Consider the following 26,710-nt stretch of genomic DNA (forward strand, 5'->3'; position numbering starts at 1 on the left):
GTTTGGGCACAGTTTGGGCGCGGGGCAGGAGATTGCCGCGCCCAAACTGTCAGCGAATGCGGTTTTCTGATTTGCGATCAAACAGCATGACCCGCGAGGCGGGGAATTTGATGCCGACGCGAATGCCCTCTTGCGACCGGTCGTCGCCGTGTTCTTCGACGACGATCTTTTCGCCAGTCGCCGAAACCAGATAGGCATAGGACGTGCCGCCAAGCGCCTCGGTCAGGTCGACATCGTGGGTGTCGCCCGCTGGATCAACCTCGATATGTTCGGGGCGAATGCCCAGGGTGACTTCGGTGCCTTCGGGCGGCAATGTCACCGGCACATCAAAGCTGTTGCCCAAACCCGGAACATGCACGCGACCGCCCTGCACCACACCGTCAAGGAAATTCATCGCGGGCGAACCGATAAAGCCAGCGACGAATTTATTGTCGGGGTCGCGGTAAAGTTCAAGCGGCGCGCCGACCTGTTCGATATGGCCCTTGCGCAGCACCACGATCTTGTCAGCGAGGGTCATCGCCTCGACCTGATCATGGGTGACATAGATCATTGTGGCGCCGATTTCCTTGTGCAGACGCGCAATTTCGACGCGCATTTCAACCCGCAACTCGGCATCAAGGTTGGACAGGGGCTCGTCGAACAGGAACACCTCTGGCCCGCGCACAATGGCACGGCCAATCGAAACACGCTGACGCTGGCCGCCGGACAGGGCCGCAGGCTTGCGGTTGAGGTATTCTTCAAGCTTCAGAATGCGGGTGGCTTCGGCGACCTTTTCCTCGATCTCGGCCTTGGGGTGGCCGTTCATTTTCAGACCGAACCCCATGTTGTCCTTGACCGTCATATGCGGATAAAGCGCATAGGTCTGGAACACCATTGCCACGCCGCGCTCTGCCGGGTCCATGGTTGTCACATCGCGCGGGCCGATGGTCATCTTGCCCTCGGTGGTTTCCTCAAGCCCGGCAACCATCCGCAAAAGCGTGGACTTGCCACAGCCCGAAGGTCCGACAAAAACACAGAATTCGCCGTGCTCAATCTCCAGGTCGACCCCGTGGATCACCTGAACATCTCCATAGCGTTTAATGACGTTTTGAAGCGTTACACCGGACATATTTGTTTTCCTTTGCTTAAGGTATTCATGACGGAAATTGCCACGACGTGGCCTCGGCTCCGATTTCTTTGGTTGTTTTCAATAGCGCGTCGCGGAAATCCTGAAGCGATTCCAGCGAGTGATGAACGGTAGAGGTCGCGATCGACACCGCGCCCAGCACACGGCCATTGTTCGACAGGATGGGCGCGGCAATGGAAATCGTGCCTTGCTCGTGCTCTTCGCGGTCATAGGCAATGCCATCGCCACGGATTTCTTCCAGCTCGGGGATCAGCGTGTCGGGCGAGGCATGTGTCGTCGGCGTGTATTTGAAATAGGCCTGTTGATGCAGGGCAAGCTCCAGCCGCTTGTGTCCCATGAATGCCAACATCGCCTTACCGACGCCGGTGCAATAGGCGGGGGCGACCTTTCCGGCTTTGGCCAGGGTCTCTGTTCGGTCGGCGGATCTGATCTTGTCGATGAACAAAACCTGTCCGCTGTCGATCTGTGCCAGGTGCACGGTTTCGTTGACCTCTGCCGCCAGCGATTCGATGAAGGGTCTGGCGATCGGCGCCAGCGAGGCATTCTTCCACGCGGTATGCGCCAGACGAATCAAACGCATCCCAAGATAATAGGTTTGGTCTTCCGGATTAAAGGCGAGCATTTGCTCATCTGCCAAAGTTTTCAGCAACCGATAAAGCGTTCCGCGGGGGAATTCGGATTTTTCAAGCACTTCGGGGAATTTGACGGGCCGTTCAAAGGACGCAACCAGCTCCAGAACGACCAATGCTTTCTTGACTGTGCCGCTTCCCGTGGGCGCTGAATTCATGGTCTTGATCTCGCTTTGCTGCGGGCTTTTTGAGCAATGTTTGTATTGACACACCTAAGGGATTTGTGATGATATTGCAATATGCAAACTAGCATTTCACTATTTGGAACGTGTCAGGGAGGACACTATGAATAAAACAATCAAGGCATCGCTCGCGACGCTCTCCGCCGCCGCCTTCTTGGCCGGGGGCGCATCGGCGCAGGCGCTGACCGGTGATCTGAATATCTTTTTGGACACATCGAACCCGGCGCCGCGCGCAACGATGGAATCCGCGATTGCCGATTTTCAGGCAATGCACCCCGATCTGAACATTGAAACCACGATCATTGACCGCGACGCGTACAAGACCCAGATCCGCAACTTCCTGAGCGCCAATGCGCCGGATGTCGCCACCTGGTACGCGGCAAACCGGATGAAACCCTATGTCGAGGCCGGCCTGTTCGAGGACGTCAGCGATCTGTGGGCGGAACCCGAAATCGGCGAAAACCTGGCATCCACCAAAGGTGCGATGACCATCGACGGCAAGCAATGGGGTGTGCCTTATACCTATTACCAATGGGGCATCTACTATCGCAAAGACATCTTTGACGAACTGGGTCTGAGCGAGCCTGCCACCTGGGAAGAAGAAAAAGCAAACTGTGCCAAGATCGTCGAATCCGGCCGTGCTTGTTATGCCATCGGCACCAAGTTTCTTTGGACCGCGGGCGGCTGGTTTGACTATCTGAACATGCGCACCAACGGCTTTGACTTCCACATGCAGCTTGCTGCCGGCGAAGTCAGCTGGGAAGACGACCGCGTACGTCAGACATTTGCCAACTGGCGCGAGCTGATTGATATGGGCGGTTTCCTGGAAAACCACCAGTCCTACAGCTGGCAAGAGGCGCTGCCGTTCATGACCCAGGGCGATGCCGCATCTTATCTGATCGGCAACTTTGCCGTGGCGCCGCTGCGCGAAGCAGGGCTGAGCGATGACCAGCTGGATTTCTATCAGTTCCCGGTCATCAACCCCGATGTGCCTTTGGCCGAAGATGCGCCAACCGACACGTTCCACATCCCGTCGGGTGCCCAGAACAAGGATAACGCACGTGCGTTCCTGCGTTACATGGTCTCGACCAATGTGCAGACCGAAATCAACGCCGGTGACGCGCTGGGACAGCTGCCAACCAATGCGATGTCCAAGGTCGACGACGACAAATTCCTGAACGAAGGCTTTGCGATGCTGTCGTCCAATTCCCCGGGCGGTGTTGCACAGTTCTTTGACCGCGACTTCCCGGCGGAAATGGCCAAGGTCGGCATGGAAGGTCTGCAAGAGTTCATGGTGCGCCCTGACAATCTGGATGCCATCCTGAAGCGTTTGGAAAAATCGCGCGAACGCATCTACAAGTAATGTGTTGGGGGCGGGCAACATGTCCGCCCCCGATCCGCCACACCGTCCCAAAATTCAGATAGGCGCGCACCGGGCACGATTGTGCAGCGGCCGTGAACCGGCTTGCTAAAGCCCCGCGTTCTACGTGCCGACACCCGCTCCGATCCACTGTCCGTGCACATAGAAACGAGGTTCACGATGACCACGCCCGCGCTTCCCCAGACCGAATACGAGCCCCCCCGGCGATCTTGGTACAAACGTAACGAGATCGCGATCACGCCCTGGCTCTTCTTGCTTCCGGCCATTCTGTTTTTCATGGTCTACGTGATCATCCCCATCTTCCAAAGCTTTACCGTGTCGACCGTGGCCTGGGATGGTTTGGGCGAAAAGGAATTTGTCGGGCTCGACAATTACCGCGAACTGTTGGACGACCCGGCGTTCTGGACGTCGCTGCGCAACAACCTGATCTGGTTGTTGCTTTATCTGCTGGCGATTCCCGCGGGTCTGTTCATCGCATTGTTTCTGAACCAGACCGTAACCGGCATTCGGATCTACAAATCGCTGTTCTTCTTTCCGTTTGTGATCAGCCAGGTTGTTGTCGGGCTGGTGTTCAGCTGGTTTTATGACCCGACCTTTGGCTTGCTGAATGCCATTCTGGGCTTTGTTGGCCTTGGGCCGATCAACGTGTTGGGCGATCCGACCTATGTTACCTATGGCATCATCGCCGCCGGTCTCTGGCCACAGACCGCATATTGCATGATCCTGTACCTTACCGGATTGAACGCCGTTGACCCCGAACAGGTCGAAGCGGCGCGGCTGGACGGTGCCAAGGGCTGGAAAATGCTGTGGTATGTGATTGTGCCGCAACTCAAACCCGCGACCTTCATCGCCTTTGTGGTGACCATCGTTGGCGCGCTGCGGTCTTTCGACCTCATTTCGATCATGACCAATGGCGGGCCGTTCGGCGAAAGCCGCGTGCTCAGCTTCTATATGTTCGAAGTCGCACTTTCCGAATACGGGTTCCGCATGGGCTATGGCGCGGCCATTGCTGTGGTGCTGTTCCTGATCATGCTCTGCTTCATCGCGTACTTCCTTTATTCGATGTACAAAGAAGAGAAGGGACACTGAGATGTTTCCGAAACCAATTGAAAAATCCTCTCGCAATGTGCAGATCGGCTATCAGGCGCTGCTGCCCGTGGCCTTGATCTTCTGGCTGTTGCCGTTGATCGCTGTGGCGCTTTTTTCGATCAAGCCGGCGGCAGATTTCACCACCGGTGATTACTGGAACCTGCCGTCGGTGTTCGGCGGGTTCGAAAACTACGGCAAGGTGTTCTTTGACTCCGACATGCCGCGCTATCTGTTGAATTCGATCCTGATCACCGTGCCCACGGCCATTGGCGCGGTGGCGCTGTCCTGCATGGCGGGGTTTGCCCTGGGCATCTATCAGTTCAAAGCGAACCTCTGGCTGTTCTTTCTGTTTGTCGCGGGCAACTTTGTGCCGTTCCAGATCCTGATGGTGCCGGTGCGTGATCTGACGCTGGACCTTGGGCTGTACAATACCAAGACCGGATTGGTGCTGTTCCACATCGCATTCCAAACCGGGTTCTGTACGCTGTTCATGCGCAACTTCATCAAGGGTCTGCCATTCCCCCTGATCGAGGCCGCACGAGTCGAAGGCGTGGCCGAGTGGAAGATCTTTGTCTATGTCGTGCTGCCGCTGATGAAACCGGCGATTGCCGCCCTTCTGGTGCTGATCTTCACCTTCATCTGGAACGATTATTTCTGGGCTGTGGTGTTGACGCAGGGGGCTGAATCCCAGCCTGTGACCGCTGGCATCACTTCGTTCAACGCACAATACCGGGCGGCCTATCATCTGATGAGCGCCGGTGCGGTTGTTGCGGCTCTGCCGCCGGTGGCGATGTTCTTCATGATGCAAAAACACTTTATCGCAGGTCTGACTTTGGGTGCCGTAAAATGATCCGATGCTGGCGACTGGATGACGGCCGTCAAACTCTGGTGCTTGGATCCAACAGAGACCACCTCGCCGAGGTGGTCTACTGGGGGTCGCGGCTGCCGGATGACGAAGACCTGACTACACTTTATCAAGCACATGCGATTGATGTGACTGGCGGCATGCTGGATGCCAACCCGGAACTGTCGCTGTGTCCCGAGGCGACGCGCACCTTTCCCGGACAACCCGGGCTGATCGTGCGGGCCGAAAATGGCACGCCGCTGCTGCCGAAATTCTGCTTTGCCGATGCCGAGGTTGCAGCTGACAGCCTGAGCTTGAAATACACCGATGTCTCCAACGCGCTGACCTATACCGCGCGCTTTGCGATCAATCCCCGGACCCATATGATCGTGGCGCAGGCGACGCTGGAATCCGAGGCCCCGGTGCATCTGCACTGGCTGAGCGCGCCGGTCTTTCCCGGCCCGCAGCAATCGGATGAGATGATCGATGTTTCCGGGCGCTGGTGTGGCGAGTTTCAGTTGAACCGCACGCCCTGGGCGCCGGGCATGCGCTATCGGGAAAATCGCACCGGGCGCACGGGACATGAACATTTTCCGGGCCTGATCGTGCCCTGCCGTGGGGCAACCAATGCCCGTGGCCTTGCCTATGCCTTTCACTACGGTTGGTCCGGCGGGCACCGGATGGTGGCCGAAGAATTGCCGGATGGCCGCCGCCAGATTCAGTTCGGCCAGGCCGCCCGGATGGAGGGTGATCCGAAAACCAAATTCGAGACCGCGCCGCTTTATGCCGTGTTCTCGGATGACGGTATCAATGGCTGCGCTGTCGCCTTTCAGCGCCACCTGCGCGATGAAATCGTGCAATGGCCGCAACCGGACCGCCCGCGGCCGGTGCATTACAATTGCTGGGAGGCGATCTATTTTGATCACAACCTCCCCGCGCTCAAAGATATTGCCAGCCGTGCCGCCGCACTGGGGGCGGAACGGTTTGTGCTGGACGACGGTTGGTTCGGAAATCGGGATGACGACACACGGGCGCTTTCCGATTGGGAAGTGGACCCGCGCAAATATCCCGATGGGCTGACGCCGCTGATTGAACATATCCACGGCTTGGGCATGACCTTTGGCATCTGGTTTGAACCGGAAATGATCAACCCGGATTCCAACGTGTTCCGCGCCAATCCGCATTGGGCGTTGGGCGGCGAGGACCAGATCATGGGCCGTCAACAGATGGCGCTGAACATGGGGCTCGAAGAGGTGCGGGATTTCCTGTTCGATCGGATGAGCAAGGTTCTGCGCGACAATGCCATCGAATACATCAAATGGGACCACAACCGCGTTCTGCCGACACCCGATGCCGCCCAGACCCGTGGGTCGTATATGCTGATTGATCGGTTGCGCGCGGCTTTTCCCGATGTCGAGATCGAAAGCTGCGCCTCTGGCGGGGCGCGGATCGACTTTGGCATTCTGTCGCGCACGCATCGCGTCTGGCTGAGTGATAGCAACGACGCGCAGGAACGGCTTCGGATGCAGCACAATGCGGCGATTTTCCTGCCGATGGCCGTCACCGGCAGCCACGTTGGCCCGCGCACCTGCCATACGTCGGGCCGCACGCTGGACATCCGGTTTCGGTCCTGGGTCGCGGCGCAGCGGCACATGGGGTTCGAAATGGACCCCCGCGAACTTACCGAAGAAGAGGTTGGCGTCCTGAGCGAGGTCACCGGCTGGTGGAAGGCCAACCGCGATTGGATGTACCGCGCCGACATCCTGCGGCTCGACAGCCCCGATCCGGCGGTCATTGCCGAACAGCAGCTGGCCGAAGGTGGTGCAAAATTTGTGGTGTTCGCGGGCAAGGCCGCCACGTCGAGCCAGATCGCGCCGCGCCCGCTGACGCTCAGCCGGCTGACACCGGATGCGAAATACCGCATCGAGTTGCTCAATCGTGGCGATGCCGGGCCGCTGTCGCGCGGTGATCAAACATTGAAATCGGAACCTCTGGTGCTGAGCGGCGGATATCTGATGAATCACGGACTGACTTTGCCCTGGTCTTTCCCGGACTCCATGTGGGTGATTGAAGGAACGTTGATATGACCAAGGAACGACGCAATCGTGGCTGGTACGGAATGCTCGACAAGGATGGATTTATCCGTCGGTCGTGGATGAAAAATCAGGGCTTTCCAGACCATGCTTTCGATGGCCGTCCGGTCATTGGCATTTGCAACACCTGGTCTGAACTGACGCCGTGCAACTCTGGCCTGCGGGAATTGGCCGAGGGCGTGAAACGTGGCGTCTGGGAGGCGGGCGGATTTCCGGTGGAATTCCCGGTGATGAGCCTCGGCGAAACCCAGATGAAGCCGACCGCCATGCTGTTTCGCAACCTGCTGGCGATGGATGTCGAGGAGTCGATCCGCGCCTATGGCATGGACGGTGTTGTCCTTCTGGGCGGCTGCGACAAGACCACGCCGGGCCAGTTGATGGGCGCCGCATCGGTCGATCTGCCGACCATTGTGGTCAGTTCCGGCCCGATGCTGAACGGCAAATGGAAAGGCCGCGATCTGGGCTCTGGCACCGATGTGCGCAAGTTCGCGATGGACGTCAAAGCCGGTGACATGACGCTCAAGGATTTCATGGAAACCGAATCCGGCATGAGCCGCTCCAAGGGCGTCTGCATGACCATGGGCACCGCATCCACCATGTCGTCATTGACCGAGGCGATGGGCCTGTCGTTGCCGATGAATGGCTCGTTGCCGGCGGTTGATGCGCGGCGCATGGCGCTGGCGCATCTTACCGGCAAACGCATCGTCGAAATGGTCGAAGAAGACCTGAAACTGTCGGACGTGCTGACCAAAGCCAGCTTTGAAAACGCCATTCTGGCCAATGCCGCGCTTGGGGGGTCGACCAATGCGGTGGTGCATCTTCTGGCGCTGGCGGGCCGGGTCGGCATCGACCTGACAATGGAAGATTTCGAAATCGGCGGTGAGATCCCGCTCCTTGTCAATTGTATGCCGTCGGGCAAATATTTGATGGAAGATTTCTGTTATGCGGGTGGCGTACCCGTGGTGCTGAAAGAGCTGGAGCAGAAATTGCGCCCGGCCAACACCGTGATGTCCAAGGATATTTCGGTCTATTATGACGAGGCCGAGTGTTATAACCGCGATGTCATCTATGCCTATGACACGCCGTTGAAACCCGCCGCCGGGCTTCGCGTGCTGCGCGGGAACCTTGCGCCAAATGGTGCGATCGTCAAACCCTCGGCGGCGTCGGATCACCTTCTGGAGCATGAGGCCGAGGCCTATGTGTTCGAGACCATCGAAGAGCTGAAGGCCAATATCGACCGTGACGATCTGCCGGTGGATGAGAACACCATTCTGGTGCTGAAACATTGTGGTCCCAAGGGTTATCCCGGAATGCCCGAAGTGGGCGACATGCCGGTGCCGGCCAAGCTGGTGAAAAAGGGCGTGCGCGATATTGTGCGTGTGTCAGACGCGCGGATGTCGGGCACGGCCTTTGGCACCGTCATCCTGCATGTCTCGCCCGAGGCGACGGCGGGGGGGCCATTGGCGTTGGTCCAGACCGGCGACCGCATCCGCATTTCTGCCAGCACAGGTGTTCTGGAACTGCTGATTTCAGAGACAGAACTGGCGGCGCGCCGGGCCGAATGGGTTGCACCAGAGCCGCATTACACCCGTGGTTATGCCAAGATGTATGTCGATCATGTCTTGCAGGCGGATCAGGGGGCGGATCTTGATTTTCTGGTTGGCAAAGACACCCGCCCGGTGACCCGAGAGAGCCACTGATGAACCGGACCGCAACATTTCACGACTTCGCCGGGCAGAGCGTTTTCCTGGCCGGCGGCGTCGCGAGTGACGCGGTGTGATCCTGAGGGGCCTGCGCCTATGCATATCGTTTTGCCTCGACAGCAGGTGACCTGCCCGGCCTTTGGTGGTTGTGACCATGACAACCTGATTGCCACCTCTGCCACCGAAGGCCAAACTCCGCCGTCTGCGGCGGAGGGCCAGACTTTTTCAACCTCGCTTGCCTGCAATGGTCGGCCCGAACACCGCGTGAATATCTGATGCAACGGACCCTTGGCACCTGTTACTACCCCGAACAATGGACGCGCGACATCTGGGAAGAAGACGCGCGCCGCATGGCCGAGGCCGGCCTGACCTGGGTGCGGATCGGCGAATTCGCCTGGTCGCGTCTGGAACCGCAGCCGGGTCAATATGATTTTGACTGGCTCGATGATGCCATCACCGTCCTTGGCGCGGCGGGATTGAAGGTTGTGCTTGGCACGCCCACGGCCACGCCGCCGCGTTGGTTGGTTGACCGCTATCCCGATATGCTGGCCGTTGATGCCGAGGGACGCCCGCGCAAATTCGGGTCGCGCAGGCATTATTGCTTCAGCCACGCAGAATACAAAGCCGAATGCGCGCGGATTGTCACCAAACTGGCCGAGCGTTATGGCAAAAATCCACATGTCGCCGCCTGGCAGACCGACAATGAATATGGCTGTCACGACACCATAATTTCCTACAGCGGTGCTGCCCGCGCGGCCTTTCGCACCTGGTTGCGTGGCCAATATCCCGGCCCCGGCAATGATGGTGACATCGGCGCGCTGAACGCGGCCTGGGGCAATGTGTTCTGGTCGATGGAATATGACGGATTTGACCAGATCGACCTGCCCAACCTGACAGTGACCGAGCCAAACCCGGCGCATGTGCTGGCCTTTCGCCGGTTCAGTTCGGATCAGGTCGTGGCCTTCAACCGGGTTCAGACCGACATTCTTCGCGCGCATTCCTCTGCGCCGCTGTCGCATAATTACATGGGGCGGATCACCGACTTTGATCATTTCAAGGTTGGTGCGGACCTCGATATTGCCACCTGGGACAGTTATCCGCTGGGCTTTCTCGAAGACCGGGTTGGTGCGGACCCCGCGCGCCAGCGTGCCTATGCCCGCCAGGGCGACCCGGATTTTCAGGCGTTTCACCACGATCTGTATCGTGCGGTGGCCGGTTGTGCCCCGGGGGTATCGAGCGCATCGGGCAAACCGGCCCGCTGGTGGGTGATGGAGCAACAGCCCGGTCCGGTCAATTGGGCGCCCTATAACCCCGCGCCGTTGCCGGGAATGGTGCGGCTTTGGTCGTGGGAGGCCTTTGCCCATGGGGCCGAGGCGGTCTGTTATTTCCGCTGGCGTCAGGCCCCTTTTGCCCAAGAGCAGATGCACTCTGGCCTGTTGCGCCCCGACAACGTAGAGGCCCCGGGGCTGGATGAGGCGCGGCAGGTCTTTGCCGAGCTGAAGGACGCGCCAGAGGTGCCAGAGGGGCAGGCCGCTGTTGCGCTGATCTTTGATTATGACGCGGATTTCGCATGGGCGACCCAGCCACATGGCCTCGGCCTCAGCTATTTCGGGCTGGTGTTCGATACCTATCGTGCCATGCGGGGGCTTGGCCTGTCGGTTGACATCCTGCCACCGGGCACGACGGATTTTGCAGGCTACAAGGTGATTGCAGCGCCGGGGCTGATGCATATGTCGGACGGGCTGAAATCGGCGCTGGTTGCGGCGGATGCACAGGTTTTGATCGGCCCGCGCAGCGGCGCGCGCGATGAAGATATGGCGATTCCGCTGCCCTTGCCCCCGGATATTCCCGGTCTGGATGTGACGGTGGCGCATGTCGAAAGCCTCCGCCCGGATATGCCGATTGCGCTGGCGGACGGCGGGCATGTGCAGCTTTACCGCGAAGCGTTGCAAGGCAGTGCGGCGGTTGCGGAACGTGCGGTGGATGGCACCGTCGCGGCAATGACAGAGGGGCAGGTGACCTATCTTGGCGCCTGGCTGGATGAGAGCGCCCTGCAACGACTGCTTGCCAAGGCCTGCACGGCGGCGGGGGTCGAAACCATGGTTCTGCCGGATGGCGTGCGTCGGCGCGATTGCGGGGATGAGCGGTTCTGGTTCAACTACACCGCCCAGCCCGTCACCATCGAAGATTGGCAGCTTGAGGCCGCCGGTGTCCGACGCCAGAGCCTGACCAGAACCTGACCCGTGCCGGGTGATATGCCATCGGGCCACGGGGTTCGCACTTGCCGTTGACGGCAAGTGGCCCCTGGCTTGATCGGCCTTCTTTGGCGCGATGACCCGTTCGACGGGCAGCAGAACCTTTGTCTGCCGACCTTTTGAATGCCGGGGCTAACGCGCGCTAGAGCTTTATCCAGGCGGTCTTGAGATCGGTGAATTTGTCGAGCGCATGCAGCGACTTGTCATGCCCGTTGCCGGATTGCTTTACGCCGCCCATCGGCACGGTGACGTCCGGCCCGCCATAGGTATTTACATGCACGACGCCCGTGTGCATTTCGCGCACCATGCGATGTGCACGCGAAAGATCCGAGGTCCACACACCACCGGCAAGGCCATAATCGGTGCTGTTGGCCAGACGAATGGCCTCGTCCTCATCGTCAAATGCAGTGACGGCCAGAACCGGGCCAAACACCTCTTTCTGGGCGATGCTGTGATCTGCGGCCACGTCGGTGATGATTGTCGGCTCCATGAAATAGCCGCCGGTGTCCGCGTGGATGCGCTGGCCACCTTGATACAGCGTTCCGCCTTCGGTCTGGGCGGTTTCGACGAAGGATAGGTTCTGGGACAGCTGCGCCGCGTTGTTGATCGCCCCGGCCTGTGTTGCCAGATCAAGCGGGTCGCCCACGCGCATGGATTTGGCGGCCTGTGCCAGTTCCGCGACGAAATCATCATGCACCGAGCGCTCGACCAGAAGCCGGGAACCAGCCACGCAAACCTGACCGGAATTGCGAAAGATCCCGGCGGCGCTGACGGCGGCAGCCTCGGTCAGGTTCCTGGCATCGGCGAACACGACATTGGCGGATTTGCCGCCCAGTTCCAGATAGCAGCGCTTCATGTTTGACGCCGCTGAGGCCTGCAAAAGCCTGCGACCGGTCGCGCCCGATCCCGTGAAAACGACCACATCCACATCCATGGAATGCGACAGCGCCTCGCCCACGACCTTGCCCTCGCCGGTCACGACGTTAAGCACACCGGGCGGCACCCCGGCCTCTAGCGCCAGTTCCGCCATTCGCAAAAGCGAAAGAGCGGCGGTTTCAGAGGGTTTGAGCACCACCGAATTGCCCGCCGCAAGGGCCGGGCCCAACTTCCATGCGCCAATCATCAGCGGGAAATTCCACGGGATAATCGCGGCCACCACGCCAATCGGTTCGCGGTGGATCAGGCCAAGGACATCCTGCGAGGTTGGCGCGATCTCGCCATAGACCTTGTCGATGGCCTCGGCATAGAACCGCAGGGTGGCGATGGCCGATCCCGGCTCTGCCTTCAACGCCATGCCGATTTCGGTGCCATTGTTGCGCACGCCCAGCACCGCAAGGTCCAGCATCTCGGCCTCGATCAGATCGGCCCAGCGGAGCATGATTTTCTTGCGCGCCGCGGGCGGCATCCCGCGCCAACGCTTGTCGTCGAAAGCCCGGCGCGCGGCGGCAATCGCGCGTTCGGTGTCGCCCTTGGTGCCAGCGGCGGTGGTGGTCAGCACAGAGCCGTCGAGCGGCGAGATCACGTTGTCGGTTTGGCCGGTTTCGCTATCGCAGAGTTGGCCGTCGATCAGCAGTTTCCGGGGCGCGATGGCCTTGGTGCGCAGCGCGTCAATGTGGGCTTGTTCGGTCACGTCAGGTTACCTTGTCTGAGAGTCATGGAGGTCGTGATCAATCTCGGCCTCGGAAAGCCGCGCCTTGTGCTCTTTGTGCAGGGTGCGGATGTGCATCAGGATCACCAGCACGATCATCACGGCAAGGATCGCGGCGATGGGCCGGTCAACAAAGTCCAGTGGCTGTTTCACCCGGATCATTGCAGAGCGGAGTTTGACCTCCATGATCCCGCCCAGAACCATGCCAAGCACGATGGGCACGATCGGCAGGTTCAGACGTTTCAGCACCAGACCAAGCACACCAAAGCCCGAGGCAATCGCACAGTCGATAACCGAGTTGCGCAGCGAATAGACGCCAACGAAGCTGAGGATGAGGATGACCATTCCCAGAAAACGGGTCGGCACCTGGATGATTTTCGTCAGCATGTTGGTCGAGAAGATCAAAAAGATGATCACGATCACATTCAGCAGGATCATCGCAATATAAAGCGCATAAACGAAATCGAGCTGGGTCTGGAACAGCTGAGGGCCCGGGATGACGTTATGCACATAAAAGACCGAAAGCATCATTGCGGTCAGCGCCTCGCCCGGGATGCCGAGTGCAAGCAGCGGGATCATTGCGGCGGCGGGGACGGCGTTGTTGGCGGCCTCTGACGCGATCAGGCCTTCGGGCGCGCCATCGCCGAAATCATCAGGTGTCTTCGATGTGCGGCGGGCATAGGTGTAGGACATGAACTGGGCAGTGAACTCGCCCACGCCGGGGATCATGCCCATCAGAACACCAAAGCCGCTGGCGACGGTTGCCACGCGCTTGTAGAGCCACATTTCCTTCATCGCGCCGAACATGGAGCCATCGACCGGCTGCGGATCCGGCGCGCTGTCCTTTTCGGTCAGCAAAAGAAAGGCCTGCGACAGCGCAAAGAGACCCAGCACCACAACAATCAGATCAAAGCCGCCGGTCAGCCAGGTCTGTTCGAATGTCATGCGCTGGTTGTATTTGGTGTCGAGACCAACTGTGTGCAGCAGGATGCCAATCCCCGCCAAACCACCCGCGGCAAAGACCTGACCGCGATGAGCCAGCACCACAAGTATGATGCCAAGAAGCGCAGCGAGAAAGATTTCCCGGCTGCCGAAATGCGGCGCCACCAGCGCCAGCACAGGCGACAGGAAGATCAGGCAGAGAATGCCGAATATGCCGCCCCAGAACGAGGCCGAATAGGCCAGCGCCAGCGCGCGGCGGGCCTCTCCGCGTTTGGTCATCGGATAGCCGTCATAGGTGGTCAGGGCATTGACCGCGGTGCCGGGGGTGTTGATCAGAATGGCGGGCAGGGCGCCGCCATACATCGAGGATCCATAGATCCCCAAAAGCATCGTAAGGCCGACGATAGGATCAAGCGAAAAGGTGGCTGGCAGCAGAATGGCGATGGCCACGGCGGCCCCGACACCCGGAATGGCGCCGATGATCACGCCACCGACCGAGCCGATAAAAAGCGCCAAAGCAACATCCCAACGCATCAGGAGTTCGACGCCTGCAAAGAAGGTTTCCATAAGCAAGCCCTAGAAATATGTCAGAAAAAATGAACGAAGCGCTGTTGGCAGAAGCTCATAGATGGCCCCGCCCGGCACCTTCACCTGCAACAGTGATTTGAAGATCACGACCACCACGACCGCGAAAAGCGCAGCAGAGGCGAGATACCGCGCGTTGCGGTAGCCGAGCCTGAGGCACAGGGCGACGGCGAAAATCACCGTGGTTGGCAGATAGCCAAGTTGCGGCACCGTGATCACGTAGATCATTAACCAGCCCGCGTATTCGACCGAGCGAAGCCAGAACCCGACCTCCTGCCAGCGGCCATCGAGTTTTGGCGAAACGAGACTGGACACCAGGTGCAGCGCAGAAAAAACCGTCATCGCGCCCACGGCGACATAGGGCCAGAATGCGGGTTGCGCGAACAGTTTGGTATTGTCCACCCAGGTCGTTTCGGCCCGCAGATTGAACGCCAGAAACAGGCTGAACACGACACATATTATACTGTAAAACAAATCTCCCGGTCGGCGGTACCGCTTGAACAGATCCTGTAATGTCTGCGCCTTGATCATTTGCCTCTCCCGCAACTCTGATCGAATTCGACCGGCGGGCCGTAACAGCCCGCCCCAACCTGTCAGTGTGTGACAGGATCACTCAAGCATTGCGTTGATATTCGCGAGCGCCGCGGTGTCCGCTTCGATCTGTGCGGCTGTTTCTTCGGCGTTCTGCCAGTAGACCAGCGCCCCGGTCTTGGCCATGAAGTCCTGGGCGCGGTCCGATGCCATGGTGTCCTTGGCCACCGCGACAATCTTTTCGCGCACGTCCGCCGGTGTGTCCTTGTGCACGAACAGACCATTCCACAGCGCCAGCGTCAGGCTGGGGTCAAGCTCGCCCACGGTGGGTGTGTCGGGGGTCAGGCCGATCCGCTTGCCGCCGATCGAGGCCAGCACGTTGATGTTATCAAGGCAGGGCAGCACAAGTTGCAGTGTGGTGTTCATCACATCGACATCACCAGAGGCCAGTGAATTGCAATCGAGGATGTCAAAGGCGGCATCGGCGGCGAAGGAAAAGCCCTTTTGCTTTGCCAGTGCAAAGGTGACCTTTGTCGGGATCAGAGGCGCGCCGAAATGGCCGAGCACCACGTCGTTGTCTTTGGCATGGGCGGCCAGTTCGTCGATTGTTGAATAGGGTGCATTCTTGCCCGCGACGATCACAAAGGGATAGGTCATGAAGGCGCCAAGCGGCTCGAACGGGTTGGGGTTCAGCTCGGGAATGCCGATGTTGGGACCGATGACCGGCACCGCCAGGATGAAAGAGCCCACGGTATAGCCATCCGCCGGCGCTTTTGCGACCTCGACCGCACCGGGGAAGGGGCCGCCGCCGCCGCCGGGCTTGTTCACCACCGCTGCGGGGACACCATAAGCGTTCTGGAAATCCTCTGCGATCATGCGCGTCAGAACATCTTCGGCATCGCCCGGCGGCCAGGGGACAACGAATTCAACAGGCTTCTCCGGATACTCGGCCGCCGCGATTCCCGGCAGCATGGCCGCAAGCACAGCAGCACCTGCAATCAAGGTCTTCTTCATCACTCTCTCCCTGTGATCGGTGCGTTATTCGCACCATTGGTGTGAAATATGTTGATCTAGAAATGAACATCTGTCAACAAGGAGCAACAGTCGATCGGGCCTTGGGAGGCGATGATGACAAACGATCATGCTTGGAGGGGGCGACGGGAAAACATGCAAGCCATTGGAATTGCTGAATTTGAATCCTCGTACATTGGCGGGTCGGGACGCGTGACCATAGGGAAAGGGCATCCTGTGTGTGCAAATCGCCCGCCGATGCCGGGGGGATCGCTTCGAATCACTTCCGGCACAATTCACGGCGCGGGCGTCTGCGCCGCGTCAAAGAGAGGATGACCATGCAGCAAGAAAAAAAGACCAAGGCGCTCGTTCTCGACTTTGGCGGGGTCATTTCCAAGACCCTGTTCGAAACCCATGCCAACACCGAACGCGCACTTGGTCTTATGCCCGGTCAATTGACCTGGCAGGGCCCGTTTGCGCCGGAAACAGACCCTCTTTGGGTTGCGATGCAGGCCGACGAGATTTCAGAGCGTGATTATTGGCTGACGCGGTCCCGGGAAACCGGGGCCTTGATCGGCCAAAGCTGGACAAAGATGTCAGATCTTCTGATCGCGGCCCGTGGCGACGTCCCGGATGAGGTGATCCGCCCGGAATTTCTGCAAACGCTGGCGCGTGTAAAATCGGCGGCATGTCCGACGGCCATCTTGTCCAACGAGCTTGACCTGTTCTACGGCGCGGCGTTCCGGGGAAAGCTGTCCTTCCTGCCGGACATCGATGTCATCCACGACGCGACTTATACCAAGACCCTGAAACCGGCTGGCGCGGCCTATCGTGCTTTGATCGCCGACCTTGGTTTGCCTGCCGAGGACTGTGTGTTTGTGGATGATCAACGCCGCAACATCGACGGCGCAAAGGCCGTCGGCATGGCCACTGTGCATTTTGACGTAATGAACCCGGCGAAGAGTTTTGCCGAGGCGGAACGCCTTCTTGGGTTGTATGAAAGGATTAAGCGATGAAGGACGAAAACTTTCTGAAAGAGAACAATGCCCGGCACATGTGGCACCCGATGTCGCATCCGGCGGACAGCCTGAAAAACCCGCCCAAGATCATCACCGGCGGCAAGGGCGTTCGCATTGTCGATATTGATGGCAACGAGACGATTGATGCGGTGGGCGGTCTTTGGAACGTGAACCTCGGGTATTCCTGCGCGCCGGTGAAAGAGGCGATTGCCGCCCAGCTGGAGCAGCTGCCCTATTATTCGACCTTTCGCGGCACTTCGAACGATGCTGCGATCGAACTCAGCTACATGCTGCGCGACTTCTTTGCGCCCGATGGGCTGAGCCGCGCGTTCTTTACCTCTGGTGGGTCGGACGGCGTCGAAATCGCGCTGCGGCTGGCGCGCCAATATCACAAGGTCCGGGGCGAGGCGGGGCGCACCAAGTTCCTCAGCCTTAAAAAGGGCTATCATGGCACGCATATGGGCGGGGCTTCGGTCAACGGGAATTCCAACTTCCGCACCCAATATGAACCCCTGATGCCGGGCTGTTTCCACATTCCGGCGCCTTATACCTATCGCAACCCGTTCAACGAAACCGATCCAGAGCGGCTGGCGCAACTCTGCCTTTCGGCACTGGAAGACGAGATTGCGTTTCAGGGCGCCGGTACGATTGCCGCCTTTATAATGGAGCCGGTGCTGGGCGCGGGCGGGGTCATCCCGCCGCATGCCAGCTTCATGCCCGGCGTGCGCGAGATCTGTGACCGCAATGGCATCCTGTTGATCGCGGATGAGGTCATCACCGCCTTTGGGCGCACCGGGTCATGGTCGGGGTGCCGTCATTGGGGGGTGAAGCCGGACTTTTCCGTGACCGCCAAGGCGATCACCAACGGCTATTTCCCCTTTGGCGCGGTCATGATCGCCGATCACATCGCAGAAACTTTCGAAGGTGACGAGACCGGCAAAGCCAATATCGCCAGCGGCTATACCTATTCCGGTCATCCGGTCGGGGCCGCCGCCGCGATTGCCTGTCTCAAGGAAACCCAGCGGTTGAAGGTCAACGACAATGCCGCCGCGCGCGGGGCGCAGGTGATGGCGGGATTGCAGGGGCTGAAGGACAAGCACGGGATCGTCGGCGATGTGCGGGGCGGCGCGGGCCTGATGAATGCGCTCGAACTGGTCTCTGACCGCGACACCAAAAAGCCGCTGGAACCGGGCCGGATCAAACGGGTGTTCGACACAACCCATGCAAACGGCGTCATGGTGCGGGTGTCCGGGCCCAACCTGATCCTGTCGCCGCCATTGGTGCTGACGGCAGAAGATGCCGACCAGATTCTTGCGGCGCTCGATCTTGGTTTGGCCGCGGCGTGAAAACGGGCGTCGAATACATACGCCCATCCCGAAGCAGGCCGCCGCCGTCATCATCTGCGGCGGCACCGTCGGGATGACGTGGCACGACGGGGCATCAACGGTCCGGATCGAAGAAGGCGGGAGCGAGGTCCAGATCCCAGGAAAACAGTACCCAACCAATGCGCGGCTTGCGCCGTGCGGCGACCCCGGGGGCAAAATCATGCGCGGCTGATGCCGCGCGACAGGCACGACAGGGAGGAAACACATGTCTGACAAAACGATACTGGTGGTGGGCACCTACGACACCAAGAACGACGAATTGGAATATATGGTTGAACGGGTCCGCGCCATGGGCGGCGGCACCCTCAGCATGGATATCTCGGTTCTGGGGGATCCTGAAAACCCGACCGACCTGTCCAAACATGATGTGGCCGAAGCGGGCGGAAGTTCGATCCAGGCGGCCATCGACAGCGGCGACGAAAACACCGCCATGCAGATCATGGCAAAAGGCGCGCGTCTTCTGGCGCGCAAATTGCACGCCGAAGGCAGGTTTGACGGCGTCGTGGTGCTTGGGGGGACGATGGGCACCGATGTTGCGCTGGATATCTGCCAGGGGCTGCCGCTTGGCGTGCCGAAATATGTGGTCTCGACCGTGTCGTTTTCGCCGCTGATCGAACCGCAACGGTTGTCGGCAGACATCCAGATGATCCTCTGGGCCGGCGGGCTCTATGGGTTGAACTCGGTCTGTAAATCGTCGCTCAGCCAGGCGGCGGGCGCGGTGTTTGGCGCGGCGCGGGCGGTTGAACCGCCGACACAGGATCGCCCGATGGTGGGGATGACGTCGCTCGGCTCGTCCTGTCTGAAATACATGAAAAAGCTGAAGCCAGAGCTTGAGAAACGCGGTTTCGAGGTCGCAATCTTTCACGCAACCGGCATGGGCGGGATGGCATATGAAAGCGTTGCGCGTGACGGTGGTTTTGCCTGCGTCATGGATTTCGCCCTGCCGGAACTGGGCAATCTGCTGGCGGGATCGGTGATCAATGGCGGCGACGACCGGATGATGAATGCCGGCAGGGCGGGCATTCCCCAGATCGTGGCGCCCGGCTGTCTGGATCTGATCGACTTTGCCGGATGGCAAGAGATCCCTGAACAATACCGGGACCGTCCATTTCACGCCCACAACCGCCTGATCAAATGTTCCGCCCTCAATGCCGAAGAACGCCGGGAAACCGCGCGCGAGATCGCAAAGCGGCTCAAGGCGTCTGAAACGCCCGCCCATGTCATCCTGACCAATGGCGGGATCGAGGAATGGGACCGCGAAGGTCAGGAGGCACATGACCCCGAGGCCTTTGGCGAATTCTGCGACGAGATGCGCCAGCAGATGACCGATCCGATCCAGTTCACGGAACTCGACTGTCACATCAACGACCAGGCCTTTGTCGATGCGGTTTTGCAGATCTTTGACCGTTGGATTGCGGATGGAACCATCAAGACCGGCGGGCGTTGATCCTGCGCCCGGTTGATACAGGCCGCGCAACGTTGCCGGCCCTGCGTCAGAGAGCACTTGCACAAGTCGGGCCAGAGTCCAGAAGCACAATCGTTGCAAGTGAAACGATATTGACATTCATTGCGAATGCAACGATAAAAAAGCTGTTTCGACAGCAACGATTCTCCGGGCCATGCCCCGGGCCCATCCACCGACCAGTTGACCAAGGAGACTGACATGGCCAAGGCGTTCGCATCCCAAGGGGACATGACCGAAAAGGAAATTTCCTTTACCGAGATTGGCGAAGGGCTCTATGCCTTTACCGCTGAGGGCGATCCGAATTCCGGCGTCATCATCGGCGACGACAGCGTGATGATCGTCGAGGCCCAGGCCACGCCGCGCCTTGCAAACAAGGTGATTGATTGCGTGCGCTCCGTCACCGACAAACCGATCAGCCATGTGGTGCTGACCCATTATCACGCCGTTCGCGTGCTGGGGGCTTCGGCCTTTGATGCGCAGCAGGTCATCATGTCCGACAAGGCGCGCGCCATGGTGGTCGAACGCGGGCAAGAAGACTGGGACAGCGAATTCCAACGCTTTCCGCGCCTGTTCGAAGGCCACGAAAGCATCCCCGGCCTGACCTGGCCCACCACCACATTCAACGATCAGATGACCGTCTATCTTGGCAACCGCAAGGTCGAGATCAAGCAGATCGGTCGCGCCCATACCGCCGGTGACAGCGTGATCTGGGTGCCCGATGCCCAGACCATGTTCACCGGTGACATCGTCGAGGATCACTCGGCCTGTTATTGCGGTGATGGCCATTTTGAGGATTGGGGCGGCACGCTGGACGCGGTCAAATCCTATGACCCGCAAAGCATCGCACCGGGACGTGGCGCCGCGCTGATCGGTCGCGACGCGGTGGATTCCGCCATCGCCTCGACCCGCGATTTCGTCAATTCCACCTATCTCCCGGCCAAACAGGTTGCGGCGAAGGGCGGCAGCCTCAAAGATGCCTGGGACGCGGTGCGCGAGGCCTGTGATCCGAAGTTCAAGGATTACGCGATCTACGAACATTGCCTGCCGTTCAACGTTGCCCGCGCCTATGACGAGGCCCGCGGCATCGACACGCCCCGGATCTGGACCGCAGAGCGCGACGTGGCGATGTGGGAAGCGCTGCAAAGCTGACCCCCCAAAAAGACCCGCCGGTTGTCATGAGCTGACAGCCGGTCGGCGGCGCTGCAACACACCTCTCACGGAGGAGACGAGAGATATGTTCGACGACAGATATTCACTGGCCCACAAGATCTATCCCTATGAAAAGTCGCCCGATCAGGACAAATCAGAGGCCGTGCGCCACCCCGTCGTGATTGTCGGCGGCGGTCCGGTCGGCATCGCAACGGCGCTTGACCTCGGCCAGCAGGGCGTGCCTGTGCTGGTGCTTGACGACCACGAAGGCATCGGCCAAGGCAGCCGCGCCATTTGTTTCGCCAAGCGCAGTCTGGAAATCGCCAACCGCTATGGATGTGCGGCTCCGATGGTTGAAAAGGGGATCGTTTGGAACCTCGGCAAGGTGTTTCACCGCGACGACAAGGTGTTTGAATTCAATCTGTTGCCCGAACAAGGCCATAAATATCCGGCCTTCATCAACCTTCAACAGCCATATTTCGAGCGGTTCATGGTCGACCGCTTGCGCGATTTGCAGGCCGAAGGCGCGCCAATCCAACTGCGTGGCAAGAACCGGGTAGACGGGATCGAGGTGCAGGAGGATCATGTCGTGCTCGAGGTGATGACGCCAGACGGACCCTACAAGATCGAGGCCGATTGGCTGGTCGCCTGCGATGGTGCCAATTCGCCGCTGCGCACCCGTCTGGGGCATGATTTCACCGGCAAGGTGTTTCAGGACAGTTTCCTGATTGCCGACATCCGCATGACCGGCGACACCCAGTTTCCGACCGAACGCTGGTTCTGGTTCGAACCAAGCCACGGCGAGGGTGCCTCGACGCTGCTGCACAAACAGCCTGACGATGTCTGGCGCGTCGATTTCCAGATCGGTTGGGACATTGATCGCAAGGAAGAGATGAAAGAGGAAAACATCCGCCGCCGGCTCGACGCTTTCCTCGGCCCCGTTGACTACGAAATTGTCTGGTCTTCGATCTATACCTTTCAGTGCAAGCGGATGGCGCGGTTCCGCCATGATCGCGTGTTCTTTGCTGGCGATGCCGCGCATCAGGTCTCGCCCTTCGGGGCGCGCGGGGCAAATTCCGGCATGCAGGACGCCGACAACCTCGGCTGGAAACTGGGGCTTGTGGTGCAGGGCAAGGCCCCCGAGGCGCTGCTTGACAGCTATTCCGAGGAGCGGGTCCATGGTGCCGACGAAAACATCCTGAATTCCACCCGCGCCACCGATTTCATCACCCCAAAGTCCGAGATCAGCAAGATCTTCCGCGATGCGGTGCTGGGCCTCGCGGGCAAGGCAGCCTTCGCACGGCCGCTGGTGAACTCTGGTCGGCTGTCGGTGCCTTGTGTCTATGACGGGCTGTCTCTGAACGGTGCTGACAGGCTGGCGGGCGGTCCCGACCGTACCCGCGTTGGCGCGCCGATGGTCGATGCGCCGGTTGGCGATGGCTGGTTGCTCGACATGCTTGGCAGCGGGTTCCAACTGCTGTGCATCGACGCGGAGGCGCCAGAGGTGCTGACCGTTGACGGTATCGAGCTGCGCCGCCTTGCGCTGACCGCGACCGGCAACCCGGAATTGGCTGATCGCTATCTGGGCGATGCCGGTTCTGCCGTCTATCTGATGCGTCCCGACCAGCATGTGGCCGCCAGATGGGACAGCTATGACGCGGCAGAGGTGACGGCGGCACTGAAGACCGCAATCGCACGGACCTGAGGAGAAAACACCGATGAGCACGCTGAACAAAGCGCCCAATATCGCGCGTCCGGACGATTTCTATGCCCGGCTTCTGGCCGCCCATGACGGCAAATCCAAGGCAGAGAGTGACGCGCTGAACGCCCGGCTTGTCCTGATCCTGGCCAATCATGTCGGCGACCCGGACGTGCTGGAACAGGCGATCACCCTGGCCGCTGAGGTCTGAGCCGCGCGCCCCCCACGCCCGATCCTGATCTGGCACGCAGCGGTCGATGCGGTTGGCCGCCGCGTGCCTGTGCGGCGGCGGTTTGGCGAACTTATCGCGTGCCTCGCCGCGCGCCTTGCCGTAAAATCGGAAACGTCGGCTGATTCAGGGTCATAGAGCACAGATGATCGGGTCACGAGACGCGCCAAACCAAAACATTGTTTTCGCCGCCGGTATGGCGGTTCAATGGCGTGGTACACTATAGACAACAAAGGTGTTCATGCTAATCTGCCCTGCACGCAAGCGTCAGGACGGATGACATGAAAACAGTCGACAAGGCTCTCTCGGTTCTGGATCAGTTCTCTATGGAGAACACGGAAATCGGCCTGAGCGAATTGTCCAGAATGGCCGGGCTGGACAAGGCCGCGACGCGCCGTTTGCTTGTGGCAATGGCGAAGCACGGCTTTATCGAACAGGCGGCTGAAACGCGCAAGTATCGTCTGGGGCACGGTTTTCTGCGGCTTGCCCGCATTCGTGAAGCGACAGTTCCGATTGCCCGCGCCGCCCAGGAAGTGGCCGATTGGCTGGTCGAAATGACCAATGAAACCGCGCATATCAGCATTCCGGGTTCGCTCGGGATGACAACAATTGCGCATCGGCTTCCGAACCGTGGTCACGTTGTGAATATCGTCCCCTCTCAGACCCTGTATTTCCATGCGACGGCCTCTGGCTTGGCATTCCTCGCCTTTGCAAGGGAGGAGACCGTCAATACCGTCCTTTCATTGTCCCGCGAGAAGATGACCGAGGCGACAGTGACCTCAAAGACCGAGTTGCGAAAGCTGATCGCGACATTCAAGGCGCAGGGCTATTCCCATACTCGGAACACGTTTGAAAACGATGTGTCCAGCATTGCGATGCCGTTCTTTCAGGATTCGACGGACCCGGCGGGGTCGATCTCGCTCGCGCTCCCGAAAAATGACCTGACCGACGCGCGCCGCAACGAGCTGCTGCCGCTGCTGAAGGATGCGGTCTCTCGCCTTGAGACCGCTTTGACCGGGCTTTAAGGCGGGCTTGAGGTTTCCAACGCTTTCTGGCGATTTCAGCTTCTGACATTGTCACCGGCTGCGACATGCGTAACGCCCCGCCGTGCGGATGCGCATATATCTGCGCCCCGATCCCGGAATGGGCCTTATCCCGGCCAAAGTTGACCGAGCATGACCAGTTCCACTGTGCGCCATGGCCGTTTGGGTTGTGGCCGGTTTTGGCGTTCATGCGGGCGGCGCGACTGACGGTCGATTGGGTTTAAGTCTCTGAAGGTTTTATGTCTTTCGCGCTGCTCCCGTCGATATTGACGGTGTGCAGTTTTGGCCTGCGCGCGCCGCTCAGGCGGTCGAAATACGGTTGGTCAAACATGACGTAAAGGCCGCTCAGGTCAGACCCCATCACGGTAGTGCGCGGGAAAATGCATGGGCGTCGATTGACAAAACTCAGAAAGATAGCCAATATAATACCCATCGGTGATAATATTGATCCATCTAGAACGGAAAGCGCCCAATCATGAACTACGATCTTTTGTTCGAACCCGTCCAGATTGGGCCGGTCACAGCCCCGAACCGTTTCTTCGCCGCGCCGCATGCAACGGGCCATGGTTTCGCGCTCCCCGCAGGGTCGACCGCGCTTCGGGCGATGAAGGCAGAGGGCGGATGGGGCACCGTGGCGGTCCAGATCACCGAGGTCAGCCAGGATTCCGACATGGCAAACCATCCGATCGAACGGATCTGGGATGATGTCTATCTGGATCAGCATGCAAAGCAGGTTGAGGCCATCAAGCAACATGGCGCCCTCGCGGCGATCGAACTGGCACATGGGGGCATGCGGGCGCGAAACTTTGTCACCGGGGTTCCGGTGATCGGCCCATCCGACCTGCCGATCCTGCGCGCCGAATTGCCGGTGCAGGCCCGTGCGATGGACAAATCCGACATCCGCGAATTTCGCCGCACCCACAAAATGGCCGCGCAGAATGCCAAGGATGTCGGCTATGACATCCTCTATGTCTATGCTGCGCACGATATTTCCCTGCTGTCGAATTTCCTGTCACGCCGCACCAATTTCCGCAGCGACGAATACGGCGGGTCATTGGAAAACCGGGTGCGGCTGCTGCGCGAAGTTCTTGAAGACACGCTTGAAGTTGCGGCTGGGGAACGGGCCGTTGCCCTGCGGTTCGGCGTCCATGAACCCGGCGCGAAACATGCCCTGACCTTTGACGGAGAAGGCCGGGAGGTGATCGAAATGCTCGCCAACCTCCCCGATCTGTGGGACGTGAACATTTCGGGCTGGTCCGCGGATTCGGCGACATCGCGGTTCACCGAACAGGGCTATCAGCTTGAATTTACCTCGTTCGTCAAAACCATTACCGACAAGCCGGTTGTCGGTGTCGGCAGGTTCACGTCACCGGACACGATGATGTCGGTGATCAAATCCGGGAAGCTTGATCTTATTGGCGGTGCCCGGCCCTCGATCGCGGATCCGTTTCTGCCGAACAAGATCAAGGAAAACCGGATCGAGGAAATTCGCGAATGCGTCGGGTGCAATGTGTGCGTCAGCATGGATTCCTATGGTGTTCCGCTGCGTTGCACCCAGAACCCCACCATCGGCGAGGAATGGCAACGCAATTGGCATCCCGAAATCGTCGGCAAGGCCGAGAAACAGGAAAACAGCCTGATCATCGGGGCCGGTCCGGCCGGGTTGGAATGTGCGCTGACCCTCGCGAAGGCCGGGCATCAGGTGACGCTGGCCGATGCCGCCGAAGAGGTTGGCGGCCGTGCCCGGCTCGAAGGTGGGTTGCCGGGGATGCATGCCTATCGACGGGTGATTGATTACCGCCTGTGGAACCTTCAACAAATGGGCAATGTCGACATCTTCACCTCCAGCCCGCTCGACACCGATGACTTGCAAGATTTCGGCGCGGACAACATCGTCTTTGCCACCGGCGCGTCCTGGCGTGGCGATGGCGTGGGGCGGTCGAATTTTGATCCGGTCACCTGGGCCGAGGGCACGACTGTGCTGACGCCTGATGATATTATCGCGGGCAGGGTGCCGGATGGCCCCGCCGTCATTTACGACGACGAGCATAATTATATGGCCAGCGTCCTCGCGGAACTTTTGCGCGCCAAAGGGTGCGAGGTGCGCTATGTAACGCCGCTGGCCAGCGTTGCATCCTGGACCGCCCATACATTGGAGCAGCGCAGCATCGTCGGGCGGTTCAAGTCGCTGGGCATTCCCATTCATGTCAACAGCACGCTCAGCGGCTATCGCAACGGCGTTGTGACGGTCGAAGACGCCTATGCCGTTGACAGCGAACGGCACTTCGACGCCGCCGCACTGGTCTTTGTCGGGGCCCGGCGTCCAAACAAGACGCTTTTTGACAGCTTCACGCAATCTCAGTCAGCAGCCAAAGGCATCCTGGCCGGCGACAGCCTCGTTCCCGGGATCATCCAGGCGGCGGTCCACTCCGGCCACCGGATCGCAAAGGATTTGATCCATGGCGGCGCCGGTCCGTTCAAGCTGGAAAAACCTAGGTAACGTCTAGATCCTTCAGCGATGGGCGTTGACCCGTGAAATCATGCATGACTGTCGACCCTGGGGATGGTTTCGAAGGGACCGATCATTCAAGATTTAACATAACTCCAATTATGAGCGTCGCGGCGTGTAGCCGCAAAGCTAAAATGTCACCCATGAGCAATTCAGGAATGTCACTCTCCCCCAAAAGACTAAGGGAGATCGG

General features: G+C 59.6%; 21 protein-coding genes. 15 read left to right on the forward strand and 6 right to left on the reverse strand.

The genetic code is table 11. From position 1 onward, the window contains the following. Positions 1–49: 49 nt before the first annotated feature. Both Q4577_RS13180 and Q4577_RS13185 read right to left on the reverse strand, forming a co-directional pair. Positions 50–1,108, reverse strand: coding sequence for an ABC transporter ATP-binding protein (locus tag Q4577_RS13180; RefSeq protein WP_303469687.1), 1,059 nt, complete (start codon positions 1,106–1,108; stop codon positions 50–52). 25 nt (positions 1,109–1,133) lie between these two features. After that, positions 1,134–1,913 carry an IclR family transcriptional regulator gene (locus Q4577_RS13185; protein ID WP_244690553.1) on the reverse strand — a complete coding sequence of 260 codons (780 nt, stop codon included), beginning with the start codon at positions 1,911–1,913 and terminating at the stop codon, positions 1,134–1,136. Between the two features lie 127 nt (positions 1,914–2,040). Between Q4577_RS13185 and Q4577_RS13190 the strand changes: the two genes are divergently transcribed. From Q4577_RS13190 to Q4577_RS13215, 7 genes are all read left to right on the forward strand, one after another. Continuing rightward, positions 2,041–3,300: an ABC transporter substrate-binding protein gene (locus Q4577_RS13190; protein ID WP_303469688.1), complete on the forward strand. Its 1,260-nt coding sequence runs from the start codon at positions 2,041–2,043 to the stop codon at positions 3,298–3,300. A gap of 177 nt (positions 3,301–3,477) precedes the next feature. Beyond that, the gene (locus Q4577_RS13195) at positions 3,478–4,407 is read left to right on the forward strand and encodes a carbohydrate ABC transporter permease (protein ID WP_244690557.1); all 930 of its coding nucleotides are present in this window, start codon (positions 3,478–3,480) and stop codon (positions 4,405–4,407) included. Between the two features lies 1 nt (position 4,408). Then, positions 4,409–5,257 (forward strand): carbohydrate ABC transporter permease, encoded by an 849-nt coding sequence (locus tag Q4577_RS13200; protein ID WP_244690558.1) that lies wholly within the window; start codon positions 4,409–4,411, stop codon positions 5,255–5,257. Continuing rightward, positions 5,254–7,338 carry an alpha-galactosidase gene (locus Q4577_RS13205; RefSeq protein WP_303469689.1) on the forward strand — a complete coding sequence of 695 codons (2,085 nt, stop codon included), beginning with the start codon at positions 5,254–5,256 and terminating at the stop codon, positions 7,336–7,338. Before Q4577_RS13200 ends, Q4577_RS13205 begins: the two co-directional genes overlap by 4 nt. Further along, complete coding sequence (locus tag Q4577_RS13210) at positions 7,335–9,044, forward strand: IlvD/Edd family dehydratase (protein ID WP_303469690.1); 1,710 nt, start codon at positions 7,335–7,337, stop codon at positions 9,042–9,044. Before Q4577_RS13205 ends, Q4577_RS13210 begins: the two co-directional genes overlap by 4 nt. A gap of 66 nt (positions 9,045–9,110) precedes the next feature. Further along, positions 9,111–9,323 (forward strand): hypothetical protein, encoded by a 213-nt coding sequence (locus Q4577_RS23735; protein WP_368397811.1) that lies wholly within the window; start codon positions 9,111–9,113, stop codon positions 9,321–9,323. Further along, on the forward strand, positions 9,323–11,287 hold the full coding sequence (locus tag Q4577_RS13215; RefSeq protein WP_303469691.1) for a beta-galactosidase: 1,965 nt from the start codon (positions 9,323–9,325) through the stop codon (positions 11,285–11,287). Before Q4577_RS23735 ends, Q4577_RS13215 begins: the two co-directional genes overlap by 1 nt. Before the next feature lie 157 nt (positions 11,288–11,444). Here the strand turns inward: Q4577_RS13215 and Q4577_RS13220 are convergent, their stop codons facing one another. The 4 genes from Q4577_RS13220 to Q4577_RS13235 all read right to left on the reverse strand — a co-directional run bounded on the left by Q4577_RS13220 (position 11,445) and on the right by Q4577_RS13235 (position 16,022). Further along, a complete protein-coding gene (locus Q4577_RS13220) occupies positions 11,445–12,932 on the reverse strand; it encodes an aldehyde dehydrogenase family protein (RefSeq protein WP_303469692.1) in 1,488 nt (495 codons plus the stop codon). Between the two features lie 6 nt (positions 12,933–12,938). Next, positions 12,939–14,459, reverse strand: a complete 1,521-nt coding sequence (locus tag Q4577_RS13225) for a tripartite tricarboxylate transporter permease (protein ID WP_303469693.1) — start codon at positions 14,457–14,459, stop codon at positions 12,939–12,941. A gap of 9 nt (positions 14,460–14,468) precedes the next feature. Next, a complete protein-coding gene (locus tag Q4577_RS13230) occupies positions 14,469–15,008 on the reverse strand; it encodes a tripartite tricarboxylate transporter TctB family protein (protein ID WP_303469694.1) in 540 nt (179 codons plus the stop codon). Positions 15,009–15,086: 78 nt separating this feature from the next. After that, positions 15,087–16,022 (reverse strand): tripartite tricarboxylate transporter substrate binding protein, encoded by a 936-nt coding sequence (locus Q4577_RS13235; protein ID WP_303469695.1) that lies wholly within the window; start codon positions 16,020–16,022, stop codon positions 15,087–15,089. A 335-nt stretch (positions 16,023–16,357) separates the two neighbouring features. Between Q4577_RS13235 and Q4577_RS13240 the strand changes: the two genes are divergently transcribed. The 8 genes from Q4577_RS13240 (at position 16,358) to Q4577_RS13275 (ending at position 26,508) form a co-directional block, all read left to right on the forward strand. After that, complete coding sequence (locus Q4577_RS13240) at positions 16,358–17,035, forward strand: HAD-IA family hydrolase (protein ID WP_303469696.1); 678 nt, start codon at positions 16,358–16,360, stop codon at positions 17,033–17,035. Next, a complete protein-coding gene (locus tag Q4577_RS13245; protein ID WP_303469697.1) occupies positions 17,032–18,384 on the forward strand; it encodes an aspartate aminotransferase family protein in 1,353 nt (450 codons plus the stop codon). Before Q4577_RS13240 ends, Q4577_RS13245 begins: the two co-directional genes overlap by 4 nt. A 244-nt stretch (positions 18,385–18,628) precedes the next feature. Continuing rightward, the gene (locus tag Q4577_RS13250; protein ID WP_303469698.1) at positions 18,629–19,870 is read left to right on the forward strand and encodes a Tm-1-like ATP-binding domain-containing protein; all 1,242 of its coding nucleotides are present in this window, start codon (positions 18,629–18,631) and stop codon (positions 19,868–19,870) included. A 216-nt stretch (positions 19,871–20,086) separates the two neighbouring features. Further along, on the forward strand, positions 20,087–21,037 hold the full coding sequence (locus tag Q4577_RS13255; protein WP_244690578.1) for an MBL fold metallo-hydrolase: 951 nt from the start codon (positions 20,087–20,089) through the stop codon (positions 21,035–21,037). A gap of 85 nt (positions 21,038–21,122) precedes the next feature. Then, positions 21,123–22,742: an FAD-dependent oxidoreductase gene (locus Q4577_RS13260; RefSeq protein ID WP_303469700.1), complete on the forward strand. Its 1,620-nt coding sequence runs from the start codon at positions 21,123–21,125 to the stop codon at positions 22,740–22,742. Positions 22,743–22,755: 13 nt separating this feature from the next. Continuing rightward, positions 22,756–22,947, forward strand: a complete 192-nt coding sequence (locus Q4577_RS13265; RefSeq protein ID WP_303469701.1) for a DUF2783 domain-containing protein — start codon at positions 22,756–22,758, stop codon at positions 22,945–22,947. A 299-nt stretch (positions 22,948–23,246) separates the two neighbouring features. Continuing rightward, complete coding sequence (locus tag Q4577_RS13270) at positions 23,247–23,990, forward strand: IclR family transcriptional regulator (protein WP_244690584.1); 744 nt, start codon at positions 23,247–23,249, stop codon at positions 23,988–23,990. A 493-nt stretch (positions 23,991–24,483) separates the two neighbouring features. After that, positions 24,484–26,508 carry an FAD-dependent oxidoreductase gene (locus Q4577_RS13275; protein WP_303469702.1) on the forward strand — a complete coding sequence of 675 codons (2,025 nt, stop codon included), beginning with the start codon at positions 24,484–24,486 and terminating at the stop codon, positions 26,506–26,508. Positions 26,509–26,710 lie beyond the last annotated feature (202 nt).

This window comes from Marinovum sp. 2_MG-2023 (assembly GCF_030548265.1).
Lineage (GTDB): Bacteria > Pseudomonadota > Alphaproteobacteria > Rhodobacterales > Rhodobacteraceae > Marinovum.

Bases quoted from the DNA above. Each gene is read 5' to 3' on its own strand.
- Q4577_RS13275 (WP_303469702.1), top strand. From the start codon at position 24,484: ATGAACTACGATCTTTTGTTCGAACCCGTCCAGATTGGGCCGGTCACA.
- Q4577_RS13195 (WP_244690557.1), top strand. From the start codon at position 3,478: ATGACCACGCCCGCGCTTCCCCAGACCGAATACGAGCCCCCCCGGCGA.
- Q4577_RS13270 (WP_244690584.1), top strand. From the start codon at position 23,247: ATGAAAACAGTCGACAAGGCTCTCTCGGTTCTGGATCAGTTCTCTATG.
- Q4577_RS13190 (WP_303469688.1), top strand. From the start codon at position 2,041: ATGAATAAAACAATCAAGGCATCGCTCGCGACGCTCTCCGCCGCCGCC.
- Q4577_RS13250 (WP_303469698.1), top strand. From the start codon at position 18,629: ATGTCTGACAAAACGATACTGGTGGTGGGCACCTACGACACCAAGAAC.
- Q4577_RS13210 (WP_303469690.1), top strand. From the start codon at position 7,335: ATGACCAAGGAACGACGCAATCGTGGCTGGTACGGAATGCTCGACAAG.
- Q4577_RS13255 (WP_244690578.1), top strand. From the start codon at position 20,087: ATGGCCAAGGCGTTCGCATCCCAAGGGGACATGACCGAAAAGGAAATT.
- Q4577_RS13180 (WP_303469687.1), bottom strand. From the start codon at position 1,108: ATGTCCGGTGTAACGCTTCAAAACGTCATTAAACGCTATGGAGATGTT.
- Q4577_RS13200 (WP_244690558.1), top strand. From the start codon at position 4,409: ATGTTTCCGAAACCAATTGAAAAATCCTCTCGCAATGTGCAGATCGGC.
- Q4577_RS13215 (WP_303469691.1), top strand. From the start codon at position 9,323: ATGCAACGGACCCTTGGCACCTGTTACTACCCCGAACAATGGACGCGC.
- Q4577_RS13265 (WP_303469701.1), top strand. From the start codon at position 22,756: ATGAGCACGCTGAACAAAGCGCCCAATATCGCGCGTCCGGACGATTTC.
- Q4577_RS13245 (WP_303469697.1), top strand. From the start codon at position 17,032: ATGAAGGACGAAAACTTTCTGAAAGAGAACAATGCCCGGCACATGTGG.
- Q4577_RS13260 (WP_303469700.1), top strand. From the start codon at position 21,123: ATGTTCGACGACAGATATTCACTGGCCCACAAGATCTATCCCTATGAA.
- Q4577_RS13205 (WP_303469689.1), top strand. From the start codon at position 5,254: ATGATCCGATGCTGGCGACTGGATGACGGCCGTCAAACTCTGGTGCTT.
- Q4577_RS13185 (WP_244690553.1), bottom strand. From the start codon at position 1,913: ATGAATTCAGCGCCCACGGGAAGCGGCACAGTCAAGAAAGCATTGGTC.
- Q4577_RS13225 (WP_303469693.1), bottom strand. From the start codon at position 14,459: ATGGAAACCTTCTTTGCAGGCGTCGAACTCCTGATGCGTTGGGATGTT.
- Q4577_RS13240 (WP_303469696.1), top strand. From the start codon at position 16,358: ATGCAGCAAGAAAAAAAGACCAAGGCGCTCGTTCTCGACTTTGGCGGG.
- Q4577_RS13235 (WP_303469695.1), bottom strand. From the start codon at position 16,022: ATGAAGAAGACCTTGATTGCAGGTGCTGCTGTGCTTGCGGCCATGCTG.
- Q4577_RS13230 (WP_303469694.1), bottom strand. From the start codon at position 15,008: ATGATCAAGGCGCAGACATTACAGGATCTGTTCAAGCGGTACCGCCGA.